At 68.5% G+C, this 15,592-nt stretch carries 12 protein-coding genes; 5 read left to right on the top strand and 7 right to left on the bottom strand.

Features of this window, described 5'->3' with window-relative positions; all coding sequences use genetic code 11:
* Positions 1 to 60 precede the first annotated feature (60 nt).
* A complete protein-coding gene (locus GEM_RS09895) occupies positions 61 to 2,424 on the top strand; it encodes a UvrD-helicase domain-containing protein (RefSeq protein WP_014897264.1) in 2,364 nt (787 codons plus the stop codon).
* Entirely contained in the window at positions 2,421 to 3,218 is a 798-nt protein-coding gene (locus GEM_RS09890) for a 5'-methylthioadenosine/adenosylhomocysteine nucleosidase (RefSeq protein WP_014897263.1), read from the top strand. The genes GEM_RS09895 and GEM_RS09890 overlap by 4 nt, the downstream gene beginning before the upstream one ends.
* Positions 3,219 to 3,284: 66 nt before the next feature.
* Here GEM_RS09890 and GEM_RS09885 read toward each other — a convergent pair whose 3' ends face one another.
* The gene (locus tag GEM_RS09885; RefSeq protein ID WP_014897262.1) at positions 3,285 to 4,526 is read right to left on the bottom strand and encodes an MFS transporter; all 1,242 of its coding nucleotides are present in this window, start codon (positions 4,524 to 4,526) and stop codon (positions 3,285 to 3,287) included.
* A 410-nt stretch (positions 4,527 to 4,936) separates the two neighbouring features.
* On the opposite strand from GEM_RS09885, the gene GEM_RS09880 reads away from it, so the two are divergent.
* Complete coding sequence (locus GEM_RS09880) at positions 4,937 to 6,610, top strand: methyl-accepting chemotaxis protein (RefSeq protein ID WP_014897261.1); 1,674 nt, start codon at positions 4,937 to 4,939, stop codon at positions 6,608 to 6,610.
* Positions 6,611 to 6,625: 15 nt separating this feature from the next.
* Here GEM_RS09880 and GEM_RS09875 read toward each other — a convergent pair whose 3' ends face one another.
* From GEM_RS09875 to GEM_RS09860, 4 genes are read right to left on the bottom strand one after another with little or no spacing between them, the layout of a single operon-like run.
* Positions 6,626 to 7,501: an HlyD family secretion protein gene (locus GEM_RS09875; protein ID WP_014897260.1), complete on the bottom strand. Its 876-nt coding sequence runs from the start codon at positions 7,499 to 7,501 to the stop codon at positions 6,626 to 6,628.
* A gap of 12 nt (positions 7,502 to 7,513) precedes the next feature.
* Complete coding sequence (locus GEM_RS09870; protein ID WP_011351756.1) at positions 7,514 to 7,717, bottom strand: DUF1656 domain-containing protein; 204 nt, start codon at positions 7,715 to 7,717, stop codon at positions 7,514 to 7,516.
* Positions 7,714 to 9,915 carry an FUSC family protein gene (locus tag GEM_RS09865; protein WP_014897259.1) on the bottom strand — a complete coding sequence of 734 codons (2,202 nt, stop codon included), beginning with the start codon at positions 9,913 to 9,915 and terminating at the stop codon, positions 7,714 to 7,716. The genes GEM_RS09870 and GEM_RS09865 overlap by 4 nt, the downstream gene beginning before the upstream one ends.
* A 15-nt stretch (positions 9,916 to 9,930) precedes the next feature.
* Complete coding sequence (locus GEM_RS09860) at positions 9,931 to 11,514, bottom strand: efflux transporter outer membrane subunit (RefSeq protein ID WP_080599381.1); 1,584 nt, start codon at positions 11,512 to 11,514, stop codon at positions 9,931 to 9,933.
* 157 nt (positions 11,515 to 11,671) lie between these two features.
* Between GEM_RS09860 and GEM_RS09855 the strand changes: the two genes are divergently transcribed.
* Both GEM_RS09855 and GEM_RS31800 read left to right on the top strand, forming a co-directional pair.
* Positions 11,672 to 12,613, top strand: a complete 942-nt coding sequence (locus tag GEM_RS09855) for a LysR family transcriptional regulator (protein ID WP_014897257.1) — start codon at positions 11,672 to 11,674, stop codon at positions 12,611 to 12,613.
* 117 nt (positions 12,614 to 12,730) lie between these two features.
* Positions 12,731 to 12,889, top strand: a complete 159-nt coding sequence (locus tag GEM_RS31800) for a hypothetical protein (protein ID WP_014897256.1) — start codon at positions 12,731 to 12,733, stop codon at positions 12,887 to 12,889.
* 74 nt (positions 12,890 to 12,963) lie between these two features.
* Here GEM_RS31800 and GEM_RS09850 read toward each other — a convergent pair whose 3' ends face one another.
* Both GEM_RS09850 and wrbA read right to left on the bottom strand, forming a co-directional pair.
* A complete protein-coding gene (locus GEM_RS09850) occupies positions 12,964 to 13,791 on the bottom strand; it encodes a metallophosphoesterase (protein ID WP_014897255.1) in 828 nt (275 codons plus the stop codon).
* A gap of 25 nt (positions 13,792 to 13,816) precedes the next feature.
* Entirely contained in the window at positions 13,817 to 15,574 is a 1,758-nt protein-coding gene (gene wrbA, locus GEM_RS09845) for an NAD(P)H:quinone oxidoreductase (RefSeq protein ID WP_014897254.1), read from the bottom strand.
* Positions 15,575 to 15,592: the final 18 nt, after the last annotated feature.

Raw genomic sequence — 15,592 nt, 5'->3', positions numbered from 1 at the left:
GGCGCGCGGCCGACTTATAATGTCGGGTCCGCATTTTCCTCGCACGTCCGCTGCCGCTCCATGCCCGATCTGCTCGCCAATCTGAACCCTGAACAATACGCCGCCGTCACGTTGCCGAACGAACCGGCGCTGATCCTCGCGGGGGCGGGCAGCGGCAAGACCCGCGTGCTGATCACGCGCATCGCGTGGCTGATCCAGCAGGGCTACGCGTCGCCGCCCACCGTGCTCGCCGTCACCTTCACGAACAAGGCCGCGCGCGAGATGATGGCGCGCCTGTCGGCGATGATGCCGATCGACACGCGCGGGATGTGGATCGGCACGTTCCACGGGCTGTGCAACCGGATGCTGCGCGCGCATTACCGCGACGCCGGCCTGCCGCAGACGTTCCAGATTCTCGACACGGCCGACCAGCTGTCCGCGATCAAGCGGCTGATGAAGGCGGCGAACGTCGACGACGAGAAATACCCGCCGAAGAACGTCCAGTACTTCATCAACAACGCGAAGGAGCAGGGGCTCCGTCCCGACAAGGTCGACGCGTCCGACAACTTCAACCGCAAGTTCGTCGAGCTGTACCAGGCGTACGACCAGCAGTGCCAGCGCGAGGGCGTCGTCGACTTCCCCGAGCTGCTGCTGCGCTGCTACGAACTGCTTGCGTACAACGCGCCGCTGCGCGCGCACTACCAGGCGCGCTTCAAGCACATTCTCGTCGACGAGTTCCAGGACACCAACAAGCTGCAGTACGCATGGCTCAAGATGCTCGCGGGTGGCCAGAACGCGATCTTCGCGGTCGGCGACGACGACCAGTCGATCTACGCGTTCCGCGGCGCGAACGTCGGCAACATGCGCGACTTCGAAGACGAATTCCGCGTGCGCAACCTGATCAAGCTCGAGCAGAACTACCGGTCGCACGGCAACATCCTCGATGCGGCGAACCAGCTGATCTCGAACAACTCGCACCGCCTCGGCAAGAACCTGCGCACCGACGCCGGCCATGGCGAGCCCGTGCGCGTGTACGAGGCGAGCACCGATGCGCAGGAGGCCGGCTGGATCGTCGAGGAGATCCGCTCGCTGATCAACACCGGGATGTCGCGCAGCGAAGTCGCGGTCCTGTATCGCAGCAACGCGCAGTCGCGTGCGATCGAGCACACGCTGATGACGTCGGGCATTCCGTATCGCGTGTACGGCGGCCTGCGCTTCTTCGAGCGCCAGGAAGTGAAGCACGCGCTCGCGTACCTGCGCCTGATCGACAACCCGAGCGACGACACCGCGTTCGTGCGCGTCGTGAACTTCCCGACGCGCGGGATCGGCGCGCGCTCGATCGAGCAGCTCACGGACGCCGCACGCCTGTACGACTGCTCGATGGGCGCCGCGATTCCGTACGTGACCGGCAAGGCCGGCTCGAGCCTCGGCGCGTTCGCGACGCTGATCGCGAAGATGCGCGCCGAGACGCAGCAGATGAGCCTGCCGGAGACGGTCGAGTACGTCGTGCGCGCGAGCGGCCTCGCCGATTTCTACCAGGGCGAGCGCGAAGGCCAGGATCGCCTCGAGAACTTGCAGGAACTCGTGAACGCGGCCACCGCGTTCGTCAGCGAGCAAGGTTACGGGCTCGACGCGCCGGCCCGCTCGATTCCGCTGCGCGCGGGGGCGAGCGCGGCGCCGGCGCTCGGCATCGACGCGAACGACCCGTCGGTCGACGTACTCGATCCGGCGCCGCTCGACGATCCCGCGCAGAACCCCGACACGATGACGCCGCTCGCGGGCTTCCTGTCGCACGCGTCGCTGGAAGCCGGCGACAACCAGGCGCAGGCCGGGCAGGACGCCGTGCAGCTGATGACGGTGCATGCGGCGAAGGGGCTCGAATTCTCGGCCGTGTTCATCACCGGCCTCGAGGAGGGGCTGTTCCCGCACGAGAACAGCGTGCTCGAATCGGACGGCCTCGAGGAAGAGCGCCGGTTGATGTACGTCGCGATCACGCGCGCGAAGGAGCGGCTCTACCTGTCGTTCGCGCAGAGCCGGATGCTGCACGGCCAGACGCGTTACAACGTGCGCTCGCGCTTCTTCGACGAATTGCCGGAGCACGTGCTGAAGTGGCTGACGCCGAAGGTCGAGGCGGGCTCGCGCTGGGGCGGCCGCTCGGACAACGCCGGCTGGGGACGCGACTGGTTCGCGCGGCCGGGCGGCGGCAGTCGCGAGCAGATCGTCGACGCGGCGGTATCCGCGCCGCTGCCGGCGTTCGCGAACAAGCAGCGCGCGGCCGACACCGGCTTCCGGGTCGGCCAGCAGGTGTTCCATACCAAGTTCGGCGAGGGCACCGTCACCGCGCTCGAAGGCAACGGCGCTGATGCGAAGGCGCAGGTGAAGTTCAAGCGGCACGGCGAGAAGTGGCTCGCGCTTGCGGTCGCGAAACTGCAGGCGGTGGAATGATGAGCATCGACATGGTTGAAACGGTTTCGACGCGACCGCTCGGCATTCTCGCGGCGCTGCCGGAGGAACTCGGCGACCTGATCGCCGCGATGCGTGCCGAGGGCGTGATGAAGACCGTCACGCTCGGCCGTCGCGACTACCACCTTGGCACCGTGCACGGCGCGGCCTGCGTCGTCACGCTCGCGCGGATCGGCAAGGTGGCGGCCGCCGCGACGGTCAGCGCGCTGATCCACGTGTTCGGCGTGTCCGGTGTCGTGTTCACGGGCGTCGCGGGCGGCGTATCGCGCACGGTGCGTATCGGCGACGTCGTCGTCGCCGATACGCTGCTGCAGCACGATCTCGACGCATCGCCGCTGTTTCCGCGCTATGAGGTGCCGCTGCTCGGCATCACGCGGTTCGCGACCGACGCAGTACTGACCGCTCGCCTGAAGGCCGCGTGCACGCTGTTCGTCGCCGAGGAGGGCGCGCAGTTCGCCGAGCGCTTCGGGCTCGCCGGCGCGACGCTGCACGGCGGGCTGATCATCAGCGGCGATCGCTTCGTGTCGAGCGAGCACGAGGTCGTCGCGCTGCGGGCTGCGCTGCCGGACGCGCTCGCGGTCGAGATGGAAGGCGCGGCGATCGCACAGGTGTGCGCCGAGCACGAGGTGCCGTTCGCGCTCGTGCGCACGATCTCCGATACGGCCGACGACCACGCGACGCAGTCGTTCTCGCACTTCCTGTCGGCGATCGCGAGCAGCTATTCGTCCGGCATCCTGAAGCGTTTCCTGATGCTGCATGCGACGACGGCGGCCTGAAGCCGCCGTCGCACTTTCCTTTCAAGCCGGTCGGACGGCCGCGGCGCGCACGCTGCGGCCGGCTCGTCACGCGCGCTTGCGCCGGCTGCTTTCGAGGTTCGGCAGGAACACCGTCAGCACGCCGATCAGCGGCAGGAACGAGCACACCTTGTAGACGAACGTGATGCTCGTCGCGTCCGCGAGCTGGCCGAGCACGGCGGCGCCCACGCCGCCCAGGCCGAACGCGAAGCCGAAGAACAGGCCCGCGACCATGCCGACCTTGCCGGGCATCAGTTCCGTCGCATACACCAGGATCGCGGCGAACGCCGACGCCAGCACGATGCCGATGATCACGCTCAGCACGCTCGTCCAGAACAGGTTCGCGTACGGCAGCAGCAGCGTGAACGGCGCGACGCCGAGGATCGACACCCAGATCACGTACTTGCGGCCGATCCGGTCGCCGACGGGGCCGCCGATCAGCGTGCCGGCCGCGACGGCCGCGAGGAACACGAACAGGTGGATCTGCGCGGCCTGTACCGACAGGTGGAACTTGTCGATCAGGTAGAACGTGAAATAGCTGTTGATGCTCGCCAGATAGAAGTACTTCGAGAACACCAGCAGCACCAGCACACCGATCGCGGCGAGCACGCGGCCCTGCGACAGCGTCGGATGGCCGGCCGGCGCGGCTTTCTTCTTCATCGACGGGTGCTTCTTGTACCAGTGGCCGATTTGCGTGAGCACGACCATCGCGACCAGCGCCGCGGCCGAGAACCACGCGATGCTGTGCTGGCCGTGCGGAATGATCACCAGCGCGGCGAGCAGCGGCCCGAGCGCGGAGCCGGCGTTGCCGCCGACCTGGAACAGCGACTGCGCGAGCCCGTGCTGGCCGCCCGACGCCATCCGCGCGACGCGCGACGATTCCGGATGGAACACCGACGAGCCGCAGCCGACCAGCGCCGCGGCCACCAGCAGCGTCGGGAAGTTCTGCGCGGCCGACATCAGCAGCAGCCCCGCGAGCGTGAAGCCCATCCCGACCGGCAGCGAATACGGCTTCGGCCGCTTGTCGGTATAGAGGCCGATGAGCGGCTGCAGCAGCGACGCGGTGATCTGGTACGTGAGCGTGATCAGTCCGATCTGCGCGAACGACAGCGCGAACTGGCTCTTGAGCATCGGATAGATCGCGAGGATCAACGACTGGATCATGTCGTTGAGCATGTGCGAGAAGCTGATCGCGCCCAGCACCGGATAGACGGTGCGCGGGGCGGGTGGAGCGGACGGCTGGGCCGCGGCGGCGGCGCCGGCGGTACCCGTGTCGAGGCTGGTTTCCATGTGAGCTGAGCGAGTTGAGGTGGCGGGACGCGCTCTGATGGGGATCGGCGCGTTTGAATCGTTGTTGCGTCAAAGAAGTGTAATGTGGCGTATCGGGAATGTCAGGCCAACTTTTATCGCAATTCGGACATTGATGTGACGAATTGGCCATTGGGCCCTTTTTGCGGCGGGCATGACGCAGACGGCGCGTCTGCGTAGCGGGGGGCCGTGCCGGGGCCGGATCGGTGTTTTTCCGGACTCAAGGAACGCCGCCGGCGGCCGTAGAACGACGCAACGACAACACGGGCGCCGCGCATGGCACCGGCCACGAGCCGGGCCCGCGCAGGACGCGCGGCAGGATGGGCCATCGCGGCAATGCCGGCCGCCGGAACTGACCTTTCCGGCAGCGTGATCAATACGGGGACATATCGATGAAAGCAGCACCAATGCATCCGCAGCCGGGTGTGGCCGCCGCCGCACCGGACACAGCCGCGACGCACGCCGCACGGCGCGCGCGCAGCGCGCGTCGCGAAAGCCGGCCGTGGACCGTCAAGGCGACGTTGCGCACCGCGTTCGCGATCCTGCTGGCCGGCACGCTCGCGATCGGCGTGTTTTCGCTGTGGCAGATCAGCCGGCTGAACGCGTCGATTGCGTCGGTCTACGAACAGGGGCACGTCGCGAGCCGTGCGGCGGAGGAGGTCCGCGCCGAGGTGCTGCGCGCGAGCCGCGCACAGAAGATGCTGCTGACCGCGACCACCGCGAAGGAGCGCGACGACCTGGGCGCCGACGTCGGCGCGGGACTCGCGTCGATCGGCCAGGCGCTTGCGACGCTGCAGCGTTATGCGGACCCGGCCGACGCGGACGATTCCGCGCGGCTGCGCGCGTTTTCGGCGGCGGTCGGCACGTGGAGCGCGCATCTGCGCGATTTCGTCGCGCTCGTGCGTGCGCAGCCGCTCGACTTGTCGCAGATGAACTGGCAGGTCGGCACGCAGGACGTGTCGCTGCTGGTCGAAACCGGCAAGCTCGAGAAGCTCGTCGCCGCGCTCGTGAAGACGCGCGGCGCGAAGTCGAAGGCGACGCTCGATGCGTCCGCAACGATCTTCTCGTCGTCGTTCGCGATGATCGCGGCGATGACGGCCGCGCTGATCGTGCTCGCGATCGTGATCGCCGAACGGGTCGTGCGCCGCCTCGCGTCGCAGCTCGGCGGCGAGCCCGCGCATGCGAAGGCGATCGCCGCGGACATCGCGCGCGGCGACCTGACGCGGCCGATTTCGCTCGGCCGCCACGATCGCGACAGCATGGTACGCGCACTGGCCGATATGCAGACCGGGCTCGCGGCGACCGTCGGCGAGATCGCCGTCAGCGCCGAGGCGATCGCGGCCGCGTCCGGCGAGATCTCGACCGGCAACCTCGACCTGTCGCGGCGTACCGAGCAGCAGGCCGTCGCGCTCGAGCGCACCGCGGCGAGCATGGAGCAGCTCACGTCGACGGTGCGGCAGAACGCGGAGAACGCGCGGCAGGCGAGCGCGCTCGCGGCCAATGCGTCGGTCGTCGCGGAGACGGGCGGGGAAGTCGTCGGACGCGTGGTCGCGACGATGAGCGAGATCGACGACAGCGCGAAGAACATTCGCGACATCATCGGCACGATCGAGGGGATCGCATTCCAGACCAACATTCTCGCGTTGAACGCGGCGGTCGAGGCGGCGCGCGCGGGCGAACAGGGACGCGGTTTCTCGGTGGTCGCGGGAGAGGTGCGCCTGCTCGCGCAGCGCGCGGCGACCGCGGCGAAGGAGATCCGTGCGCTGATCGGCGCATCGGTCGAGCGCGTCGCGAACGGCGCGGCGCTCGCGCACGATGCGGGTCGCACGATGGGAGACGTGGTGAAAGCGGTCAAGCGCGTGACCGACATCATCGGCGAGATATCCGCGGCCTCGGACGAGCAGAGCGCCGGCATCGACGAGATCGGCCGCGCGGTCACGCAGATGGATGCCGGTACGCAGCAGAACGCGGCACTGGTCGAACAGGCCGCTGCCGCGGCGAATGCGCTCGACGAGCAGGCGCAGGCACTGAAGTCGCTGGTCGGGCGCTTTCGCATCGCGGCGTAAGCGCCCGGCCGGCGCTTACGACTTCTTCTGCTTGTCCGGATCGATGATGACCGTGCAGGTCGTGCCCGCCGACAGCACCACGTCGGCCGGCACTTCGTCGATCCGGATGCGCACCGGCACGCGCTGCGCGAGGCGCACCCAGTTGAAGGTCGGGTTCACGTCCGCGACGAGGTCGCGGCTTTGCGGGTTGTCGCGATCGTAGATGCCGCGCGAGATGCTTTCGACGTGGCCCTTCATCACGCCGCCGCTCATCAGCCGCATCTCGGCCGGTGCGCCGATCTTCACGCGCGGCAGCTTGGTTTCCTCGAAGTAGCCGTAGACCCAGAACGAGTGGCTGTCGACGATCGCGAGCTTCGCCTGGCCGGCCACCGCGTAGTTGCCCTTGAAGGTCTGCAGGTTCGTGATGTAGCCGTCGACCGGCGCGACCACGCGGGTGCGCTCGAGGTTGAGCTTCGCGGCGTCGAGTGCGGCAATCGCCTGCTGGTACTGCGCGTCGGCGCTCGACGCGCTGTGCGCGGCGTTCTCGCGGTTTTCCTTCGACACGACGAGCGCGTCGAGATCCGCGCGACGGGCCGCGTCGTCGCGGCGCATCTGCAGTTCCGCACGGCGGGCGGCGACGGCCGCCTGCGCCTGCTCGACCGCGATCTGGTAGTGCGACGGGTCGATCTGCATGATCAGGTCGCCTTTCTTCACGAGCTGGTTGTCATGCACGGGCAGCTCGACGATCGCGCCCGACACGTCCGGCGCGACGTTGACGATCTCGGCGCGCACGCGCCCGTCGCGCGTCCACGGATCGTCCATGTAGTGCACCCACAGCGAGCGCCCGATCAGGATCGCGACGAGAAGGATGACGGCGGTCGCGACGAAGCCGAAGAGTTTTCTGAGAATCATGATGGTTCGGAATCAACGGTAAACGGCGAGACTCAGTCCGCCGCAAATGCAGACGAGAAGGCACGCGCGGAACAGCGACGGGTGCCAGACGAGACGGTAGAGGCCCGTGTAGGCGAGCAGGCGGTCGACGGCCCAGGTCGCCAGCGCGCCCAGGACGAACATCAGTACCACCGTGGGCATGTAGGCATCGAGAATGGCGATTTCACGCGGCATCATGACGAGGCTCCTTGTTGGGGACGCACGGGGCGGTTGCGGTTGAGCGGCTCGAGCGGCGATTCCGGATCGAGCAGCGCCGTGCGTACGAAATGCAGATGGCTCAGGATGCGCTGCAGCCGGTGGCGCTCGTCGCGCGCCGGCGTGACCGCGTCGAGCGTCTGCCGGGTCGCGTCGATCGCAGCGTTGACCGCGGCGAGCGTCGCGTCGAAGCGCTCCGCGTTCGGCGTGCTGAACAGTGCCGACAGCGCGGTGCGCATCGATTCGATCGCGCGACGCCACGGCGTCGCCGGCGCATAGCGCGGGTCGGACGGCAGCGTCGCCAGCTCGGTGCGCAGGTCGAGCGTCGCATTGCCCGTTTCCAGCACCGCGAACATCCAGCGCAGCGCGTCACGCTGCACGTCGGGCTGGTCGGCCGACAACGTGTGCGCCTGGTACATCAGGTCGCGCGCGCCGCTCTCGAAGCGCGTGCGCAACCCGGCAAGCCGGGCGTGGCACGCCGCGACCACCTGGTGGCGCAGGTCGGCGAACAGCCGCTTCTTGAGCCACGGCGCGGTCGGCGGGAACAGCACCGCGAACGCGATCGCCGAAACCAGCATCGACAGCACCAGCGCGAGCGCATCGTTCATGAAGCTCGTCGGGTCGTAATGCGTGATGTTGTCCGGGCCGGCGAGGAAGCTGAAGAAGATCAGGTAACCCATCCCGTAGCCCGCGAGCTTCGGCTTCAGCGTCATGTAGATGCCGATCGCGAGCAGCGGCGCGAGGGCCACGCACAGCAGCGGGAAGCCGTCGATGTGCGGGTAGATGCCGAACGTCAGCAGGAAACCCGTGCAGACGGCCAGCGCCGTACCCATGGCCATCTGTGCGGACATCGCGGTCGGGCGCGGCGTCGACGACGCGAGCGCGCAGGTGGCCGCGGCCGTCAGCGTCAGCGTCACGCCGCTCGGCCACGCGGTCGCGATCCAGAACCAGCCGAGCACGAGGACCACGGTCGCGGTGCGAATCGCCGCGATCACCATCGCCGTCGCGTTGGTGCGCGGCTCGTAGCGCTCGATCCAGCGTTCGCGCTCGTGCGTCGCGGTCGACAGCGACGCGTAGGTCGCCGCGTATTCGTGCAGGTCCGTGATGAAGCGGTATAGCAGCTCGGAGGCCGTGTCGAAGTCAAGCAGCGGAGCGTCCGGCTGCGCTTCGAGCGCCGCGCGCGTGGCGCGGATGCGCCGCGGCAGCGCGTCGCGCCAGGCGAGCAGCTGTTCGGCCGCGAGCGCGGCGTCGACCGACGAGCGCACCGGTTCGCCGTTGCGGGTCAGGCGCGGCGCGATCTCGCGGAAGTACGGCTCGATCGCATCGATCGCGCCCTGCGCGCCGGCCGCGCGCAGCCGGTTCATCAGCTGGTGCAGCGCATGGAAGCGGCTCGATACGCTCATGAACTCGCTGTTCAGCCGCGCGAGACGGCCGCTGCGCATGCGCGTGTCCGGGTCCTCGAACACGGCCATGCTGCGCGCGGCTTCGAAACCGACCACGTCGGCGACGAAGCGCGTATGGATCGATTCGATGTGCGCGCGGTCGAGCTTGCCCGACAGCGCCGCCGCGACGTAGTCGACGAAGCCGACGAAGCGCTTGCGCACCGTCGTGCGCATCTGCTCGCCGGTGGTCTGCGGAAACACCAGCGCGCTGACCACGCCCGCGGACACGATCCCGACCACGATTTCGGCGACCCGCGTCAGCGCGCTCATGAACGCGCCGTCGGGGTGCTGCGACGCCGGCAGGCCGATCAGCGCGGTGGTGTAGCCGGCGAGCAGGAAGCCGTAGCTACGGAAGTTGCGGTTGCGCGCGGCACCGGCCGTGCACAGCGCGACCCACAGCGCGACCGCGAGCAGGAACAGCTGCGGCTGCTGCGGGAACAGGCCGACGAACGTGAGCGTCGCGATGAGCCCGAAGATCGTGCCGGCGACCCGGTAGAAGCTCTTCGCGAGCACGGCGCCGCTTTGCGGCTGCATCACGATGAACACCGTGGTCATCGCCGTCTTCGGTGCGGGCAGGTCGAGCCGCATCGACACCCCGGTCGCGATGAACGCGGCGAGCAGCGCCTTGAATAGATAGAGCCACGCGGCGCCGTCGCTGCGGGCCCAGTCGCCAAAGGCGGCGTACCAGGCCGCGAGCGGGCCGGCGGCGTGCGTGGAAGCGGGGGAGGAGGCTGACATGGCGGGCGCTCCGCGTTACCGTGCGGCCGGCGTGCCGGACGCTGCGGCCTGCGCGGGCCGGGCGGCGGCCGCGGCGGGCTTCGCACCCGATGCGGCGGCCGGCGCTGCCGCGCCAGCTGCGGTTTCGTCGTGCGGCGGATGGCCGCCCGGAACGTCCGTACCCGTCTCGACCCCGCCGCCGAGCGCAGCCATCAGCTGAGCATGCGCGGCGAGACGTTCCGCGTCGATGCGGGCCGCCGTCTCCTGTGCGCGCAGCAACTGCTGTTGCGCGATCAGCACGTTCACGTAGTCGGTCAGCCCGCGGCGGAAGCCTTCGCGCGACAGCTGGTAGCTGCGATCGTTGGCGGCCACCGAGCGCGCGGCGTCCTTCTTCTGCGTCTCGAGCGAGCGGATCCGCACGACCTGGTCGGCGATGTCCTTCAGCGCGCCGACGACCGTCTGGTTATAGCGCTCGACCGCCTGGTCGTAGCCGGCGTCTGCCGCACCGAGTTGCGCGCGCAGGCGACCGCCTTCGAAGATCGGCAGCGACAGCGCGGGGCCGGCCGTCCAGCCGCCGTTCATCGCGCGCAGGAAGTCGGTGAACGGCGCGGTCACGCCGAAGCCGCCGACCGTCGCGAGCAGGTCGATGTTCGGGTAGAACGCGGCTTTCGCGACATCGATGCCGCGCGCCTGCGCGTCGACCGTCCAGCGTGCCGCGACGACGTCGGGGCGGCGGCCGAGCAGGTCGGCCGGCATCGCGGACGGCAGGCCGGCCGGCGCGTCGAGCGACAGGCTCGGTCGCTTGATCGCGTCGCCGGCGCCCGGGCCCTTGCCCGCGAGCGCGGCGAGCTGGTGGCGCGCGAGCTGGACCGCTTCCTCGTAGCTGTCGATCTGGCGCTCATAGTCGGGCAGCGTCGATTCGGCCTGGCTGACTTCGAGCTGCGTGCCGAGGCCGGCCTGCAGGCGCTTGTGCGCGAGATCGGCCAGCGAGCGCTGGCGTTCGAACGTTTCGTGTGCGAGATCGAGCAGCACATAGTTCATCGACATGCCGACATACGCGCGCACGACGTTGACCTCGAGCTCGAGCTTTGCCGCCCGTGCGTCGGCCGCGGACGCATGCGCGGTATCGAGCGCGCGCTCGGTCGCGTTCTTGTCCTTGCCCCACAGGTCGAGGTGGTACGACAGGCTGAGCGTTCCGGTGTTGTTCCACGTGTCGGTGTCGGCGAGCGGCCCCGGACCGTAGTACACGTTGTCGGGCCAGTGCTGGCGCATCAGCGACAGGTTGCCGTTGATTTGCGGCAGTTCCGCCGACCGGGCCACGCGCGCCATCGCCTGCGCTTCGCGCACGCGGGCCTCGGCGGCCGCGAGCGTCGGGTTACCGGCCTGCGCGGCGGCGACCCATGCGTCGAGCTGCGGGTCGTGGTACGCGCGCCACCAGTCGGATGCGGGCCAGCCCGCGTCGCGGTCGGCCGCGCGGATCGCAGCGCCGGCGTCGAGCGCGTTCGCTTCGAGGCGGGCGGACTGCGGTTTGTTGTCGCCCATGCTCGCGCATCCGGCCATTATTAATGAGACTGCAAGAACCGCCAGTGCCAGCGTCCCTTTTGTTGCCGGAGACTGCACGATTTTCTCCCTTTCGGATATAGATGAGTCGGATGCGATTATATTTTTCAGCGATTCCTGAATAAATGGACAACGGTGCAAGTCATTTTTACGAATCCTGAGATAATATTTGTTGGGCCCTGTGCAACAATCCATCCGGATTCAAACGGGTAATGGGATGGATACGTTACAAAACATGCGGGTATTCGTCCGCGTGGTCGACGCGGGAAGCTTTACCGCGGCCGCCCAGCAGATGAATTCGACTACCGCCTATGCGTCGCGCGCCGTGTCGGATCTCGAGGCGCACCTGCGCACGCGCCTCCTGAACCGGACGACACGCCGGATCGCGCTGACCGAAGCGGGCGAGCGCTACCTGCAGCGCTGCGAGCAGATCCTCGCGTATGTCGACCAGGCCGAAGCCGAAGCGGGCGACGCGCACGCGCGCCCGTCGGGCAAGCTGAAGGTCCACTGCTTCACGAGCCTCGGGCAGCACTACCTGGTGCCGGCCATCGCGCGCTATCGGCAGCGCTACCCGGACGTGCACGTCGAGCTGACGCTCGCGCAGCGCATGCCCGACCTGCTCGACGAGGGTTACGACGTCGCGATCGTCGTCGGCCGCGACCTGCCCGATTCGGGGCTCGTGTCGCAGCGGCTCGGCGAGAGCTACAGCGTCGTGTGCGCGTCGCCGGCCTATGTCGAGGCCCACGGCGTGCCGCAGACGCCGGCGGATCTCGAGCAGCACGTGTGCCTCGGGATGGTTGCGCCGGGCTTTCACTTCGACGAGTGGTCGCTGTCGGGCCCGCGCGGCGACGAGGTGATTCCGATCACGGCGCCGCCGTTCCGCGTGAACGTCGCCGAGGCGCTCGCGGTGGCCGTGCGGGAAGGCATGGGCATCGGCGGGCTGCCGCTCTATTCGGCGATCGGCGGGCTGCGCAGCGGACACATCGTGCGCGTGATGCCCGAATACCGGTCGCACGTGATGAACATCTACGCGCTGTATCCGTCGCGCCAGTACCTCGACGCGAAGATCCGAACCTGGGTCGATTTCCTGCGCGACGAGTTGCCGGCCACGCTGGAGGCCGACGAGGCCGCGCTCGCGCAGTTCACGGCTGCGGCATGACAGCGCGGTCGAGCCCAATCTGACGAGATTTGTCCTTCACGCAACATTTTTTTACCATCAGGCAGCGGACAGTTTGATACTGTTTCAGTCATAGAGATCTGCCCACCCGGAGTCGTAATGGATACGCAACTGATGATCGGCCTTGGAGTTCTGCTTGGCGCGGCCGCCGCCGCCGCGGCGACGCGCGATCTGCTCCGCGCGATGAAGGCGCGGATGAAGCCGGTGCCGGTGCGGGTCCGCCCGTCGTCGACCGGATCGCGCCGCGCCGATCGCTGATCGGGCAGCCTTTCAGATCGGGGAGGGCCGCATCGCGTGGCCCGATGGCCTGCGATGGCCCGATGAGCCGGCGCTCAGCCGAGCTCGACCACTCGGTCCCACGCAAACGCGGGATTTTCCAGCTCACCGGTGCGCCGGTGGATGTAGCCGCGCGGGTTGCACACCACGTGCGTGCCGCTGTCGGTCACGTAATCGAATGACGTATGCGTGTGGCCGTGGATCCACAGGTCCACGGGCGGCCGCACGAGTTCCGCCATGTCCGTGACGAATCCCGCCGACGACAGATCCTCCGCATAGCGCTCCGCCAGCGAGCGCAGGTGCGGCGCATGATGGGTGACGACGATCGTGCGGCCCGCGAACGGCGTCGCGAGCCGTGCTTCCAGCCATGCCCGGCTCTGCCGGTGCAGCGCGATCGCGTCGGCCGGCGCGAAATCCCGCTCCGGCGTGCCGCCCGCATGCAGTGCCGCTTCATGCGGCCACGTCACCTGGATCAGGCCCTTGAAATCGAGCATCACGCGCATGCTGGCCTCGATCGCGCGCGCGAAGCTCGCGTCGTCGGTGCCGAACAGCGAGAAGTCGGTCCACAGCGTCGTGCCCAGCACGCGAAAGCGCTGCTCCGGATCGACGTACACGCCGTTGTTCAGGTAATGCACGTTGTCGATCGTGTCCGCGGCGTCGCGCATCGCCGTCTCGAGCGCACCGAATTCCCCGTCGTAGTACTCGTGGTTGCCCGGCACGTAGATCACCGGCACGCCCGGGTCGAACGTCTCGGCGGCCCAGCGCAGGCCTTCCGCATGATTGTGGATGTCGCCGGCCAGCACGACCAGATCCGCATCGGCATGTGCGATCGTGTCGGGCTGGTTGCTTTCGAGATGCAGGTCGGACAGTACGCGGACTTTCACGGGCGTTGCTCCGGGGTGGGTGGCTTCAGCGCAGGACCTTGCCGGGGTTCATCAGCCCACGCGGGTCGAGCGCGGTCTTCAGCGTGCGCATCAGCGCAGTTTCGACCGGCGACTTGTAGCGCTGCGCATCGTCGATCTTCAACTGGCCGATCCCGTGTTCCGCGCTGATCGTGCCGTGATGGCGGTGCACGTTGTCGTAGACGACCCGGTTGATCGGCGCCTGGAATTCCGCGAGGAACGCCTTCGGGTCGCCGCCTTCGGGCGTCTGCACGTTGTAGTGCAGGTTGCCGTCGCCGAGGTGGCCGAACGTCACCATCCGCGCGCCCGGCGCAGCCTGCTGGATCGCCGCATCGGTTTCGTCGACGAAGCGCGCGATCGACGAGATCGGCACCGCGATGTCGTGCTTGATGTTGAGCCCCTCGTCGGCCTGTGCGAGCGGGATGTGCTCGCGCAGGTCCCAGAACGCGCGCGACTGCGCGAGATTTTCCGCGACCACCGCGTCGACCACGAGCCCGGCCTCGAACGCCTCTTCCATCAGCTTCTCGAACAGCGCGCGCGCATGCGATTCGCTTTCGTTGTCCGACAGTTCGAGCAGCACCGTCTGCGCGTGCGTCCGGTCGAACGGGTAGGGCAGTTGCGGATAGTGCTTGCCGACGAGCTGCATGCAGAAGTCCGACATCAGCTCGAAGCCGGTCAGCAGCGGCCCGGCCGCGCGCTGCGCGAGCGCGAGGAAGTCGAGCGCCGCGTGCGACGACTCGAGCGCGGCCAGTGCCGTGACCTGGGCGGCCGGCAGCGGGTGCAGCTTCATCACGGCGGCCGTGATGATCCCGAGCGTGCCTTCCGCGCCGATGAACAGGTCGCGCAGATCGTAGCCCGTGTTGTCCTTGCGCAGTCCGCGCAGGCCGTCCCAGATTTCGCCCTGCGGCGTCACGACCTCGAGCCCGAGGCACAGCTCGCGCGCGTTGCCGTAGCGCAGCACCGCGGTGCCGCCGGCGTTGGTCGACAGGTTGCCGCCGATCGTGCAGCTGCCTTCGGCGGCCAGGCTCAGCGCGAACAACCGGTCGCCCTCGCGCGCGCGTGCCTGCACGTCGGCGAGGATCACGCCGGCCTCAACGGTGATCGTATTGTTGTGCGGATCGAGCGCGCGCACGCGGTTCAGGCGCGCGAGGCTCAGCACGGCCTGGGCGTCCGACAGGGCCGCCGCCGCGCGCGCGAGCCGCACGCCGAGCGCGGCCGCGAGCGCCTTTTCGTCCGCCGACAGCCCTGCGGGCGCGCTGCGATCGTGGTGCGACACGTGCGACGCGCCGTAAGGCGTGCCGCCGGTGCGCGTCGTGCTGAGCGCGGATTCCGTGTACGGGATTCCGATGATCATCATCCCGTGATGCAGCAGCGGCAGCATCATCGACAGCAGCGTCGATTCCTGGCCGCCGTGCAGGCTGCCGGTCGACGTGAACACGCTTGCCGGCTTGCCGGTCAGCGCGCCCGACAGCCATTGCGGTGTCGTGCCGTCGAGGAAATACTTGAGCGACGCGGCCATGTTGCCGAAGCGGGTCGGCGAGCCGAGCGCGAGGCCCGCGCATTCCTCGAGATCGCGCAGTTCCGCGTACGGCGGGCCGTCGGCGGGGATGTCGGGGGCGGTGGCTTCGCAGACCGTCGAGACGGACGGCACGGTGCGGATGCGTGCCTGCATGCCGGGCACGCTGTCGATGCCGTTCGCGATCGCGAGCGCGAGATCGCGCGTGGCACCGTGACGGCTGTAATAGAGGACGAGGATGTCTTTCATGGGCGACGGGGCCGCGTG

Origin of the sequence: Burkholderia cepacia GG4 (assembly GCF_000292915.1) — a bacterium.
Lineage (GTDB): Bacteria > Pseudomonadota > Gammaproteobacteria > Burkholderiales > Burkholderiaceae > Burkholderia > Burkholderia cepacia_D.
Note: the sequence above shows the minus strand (reverse complement) of the source record. Positions and strands in the feature narration are given on the sequence as shown.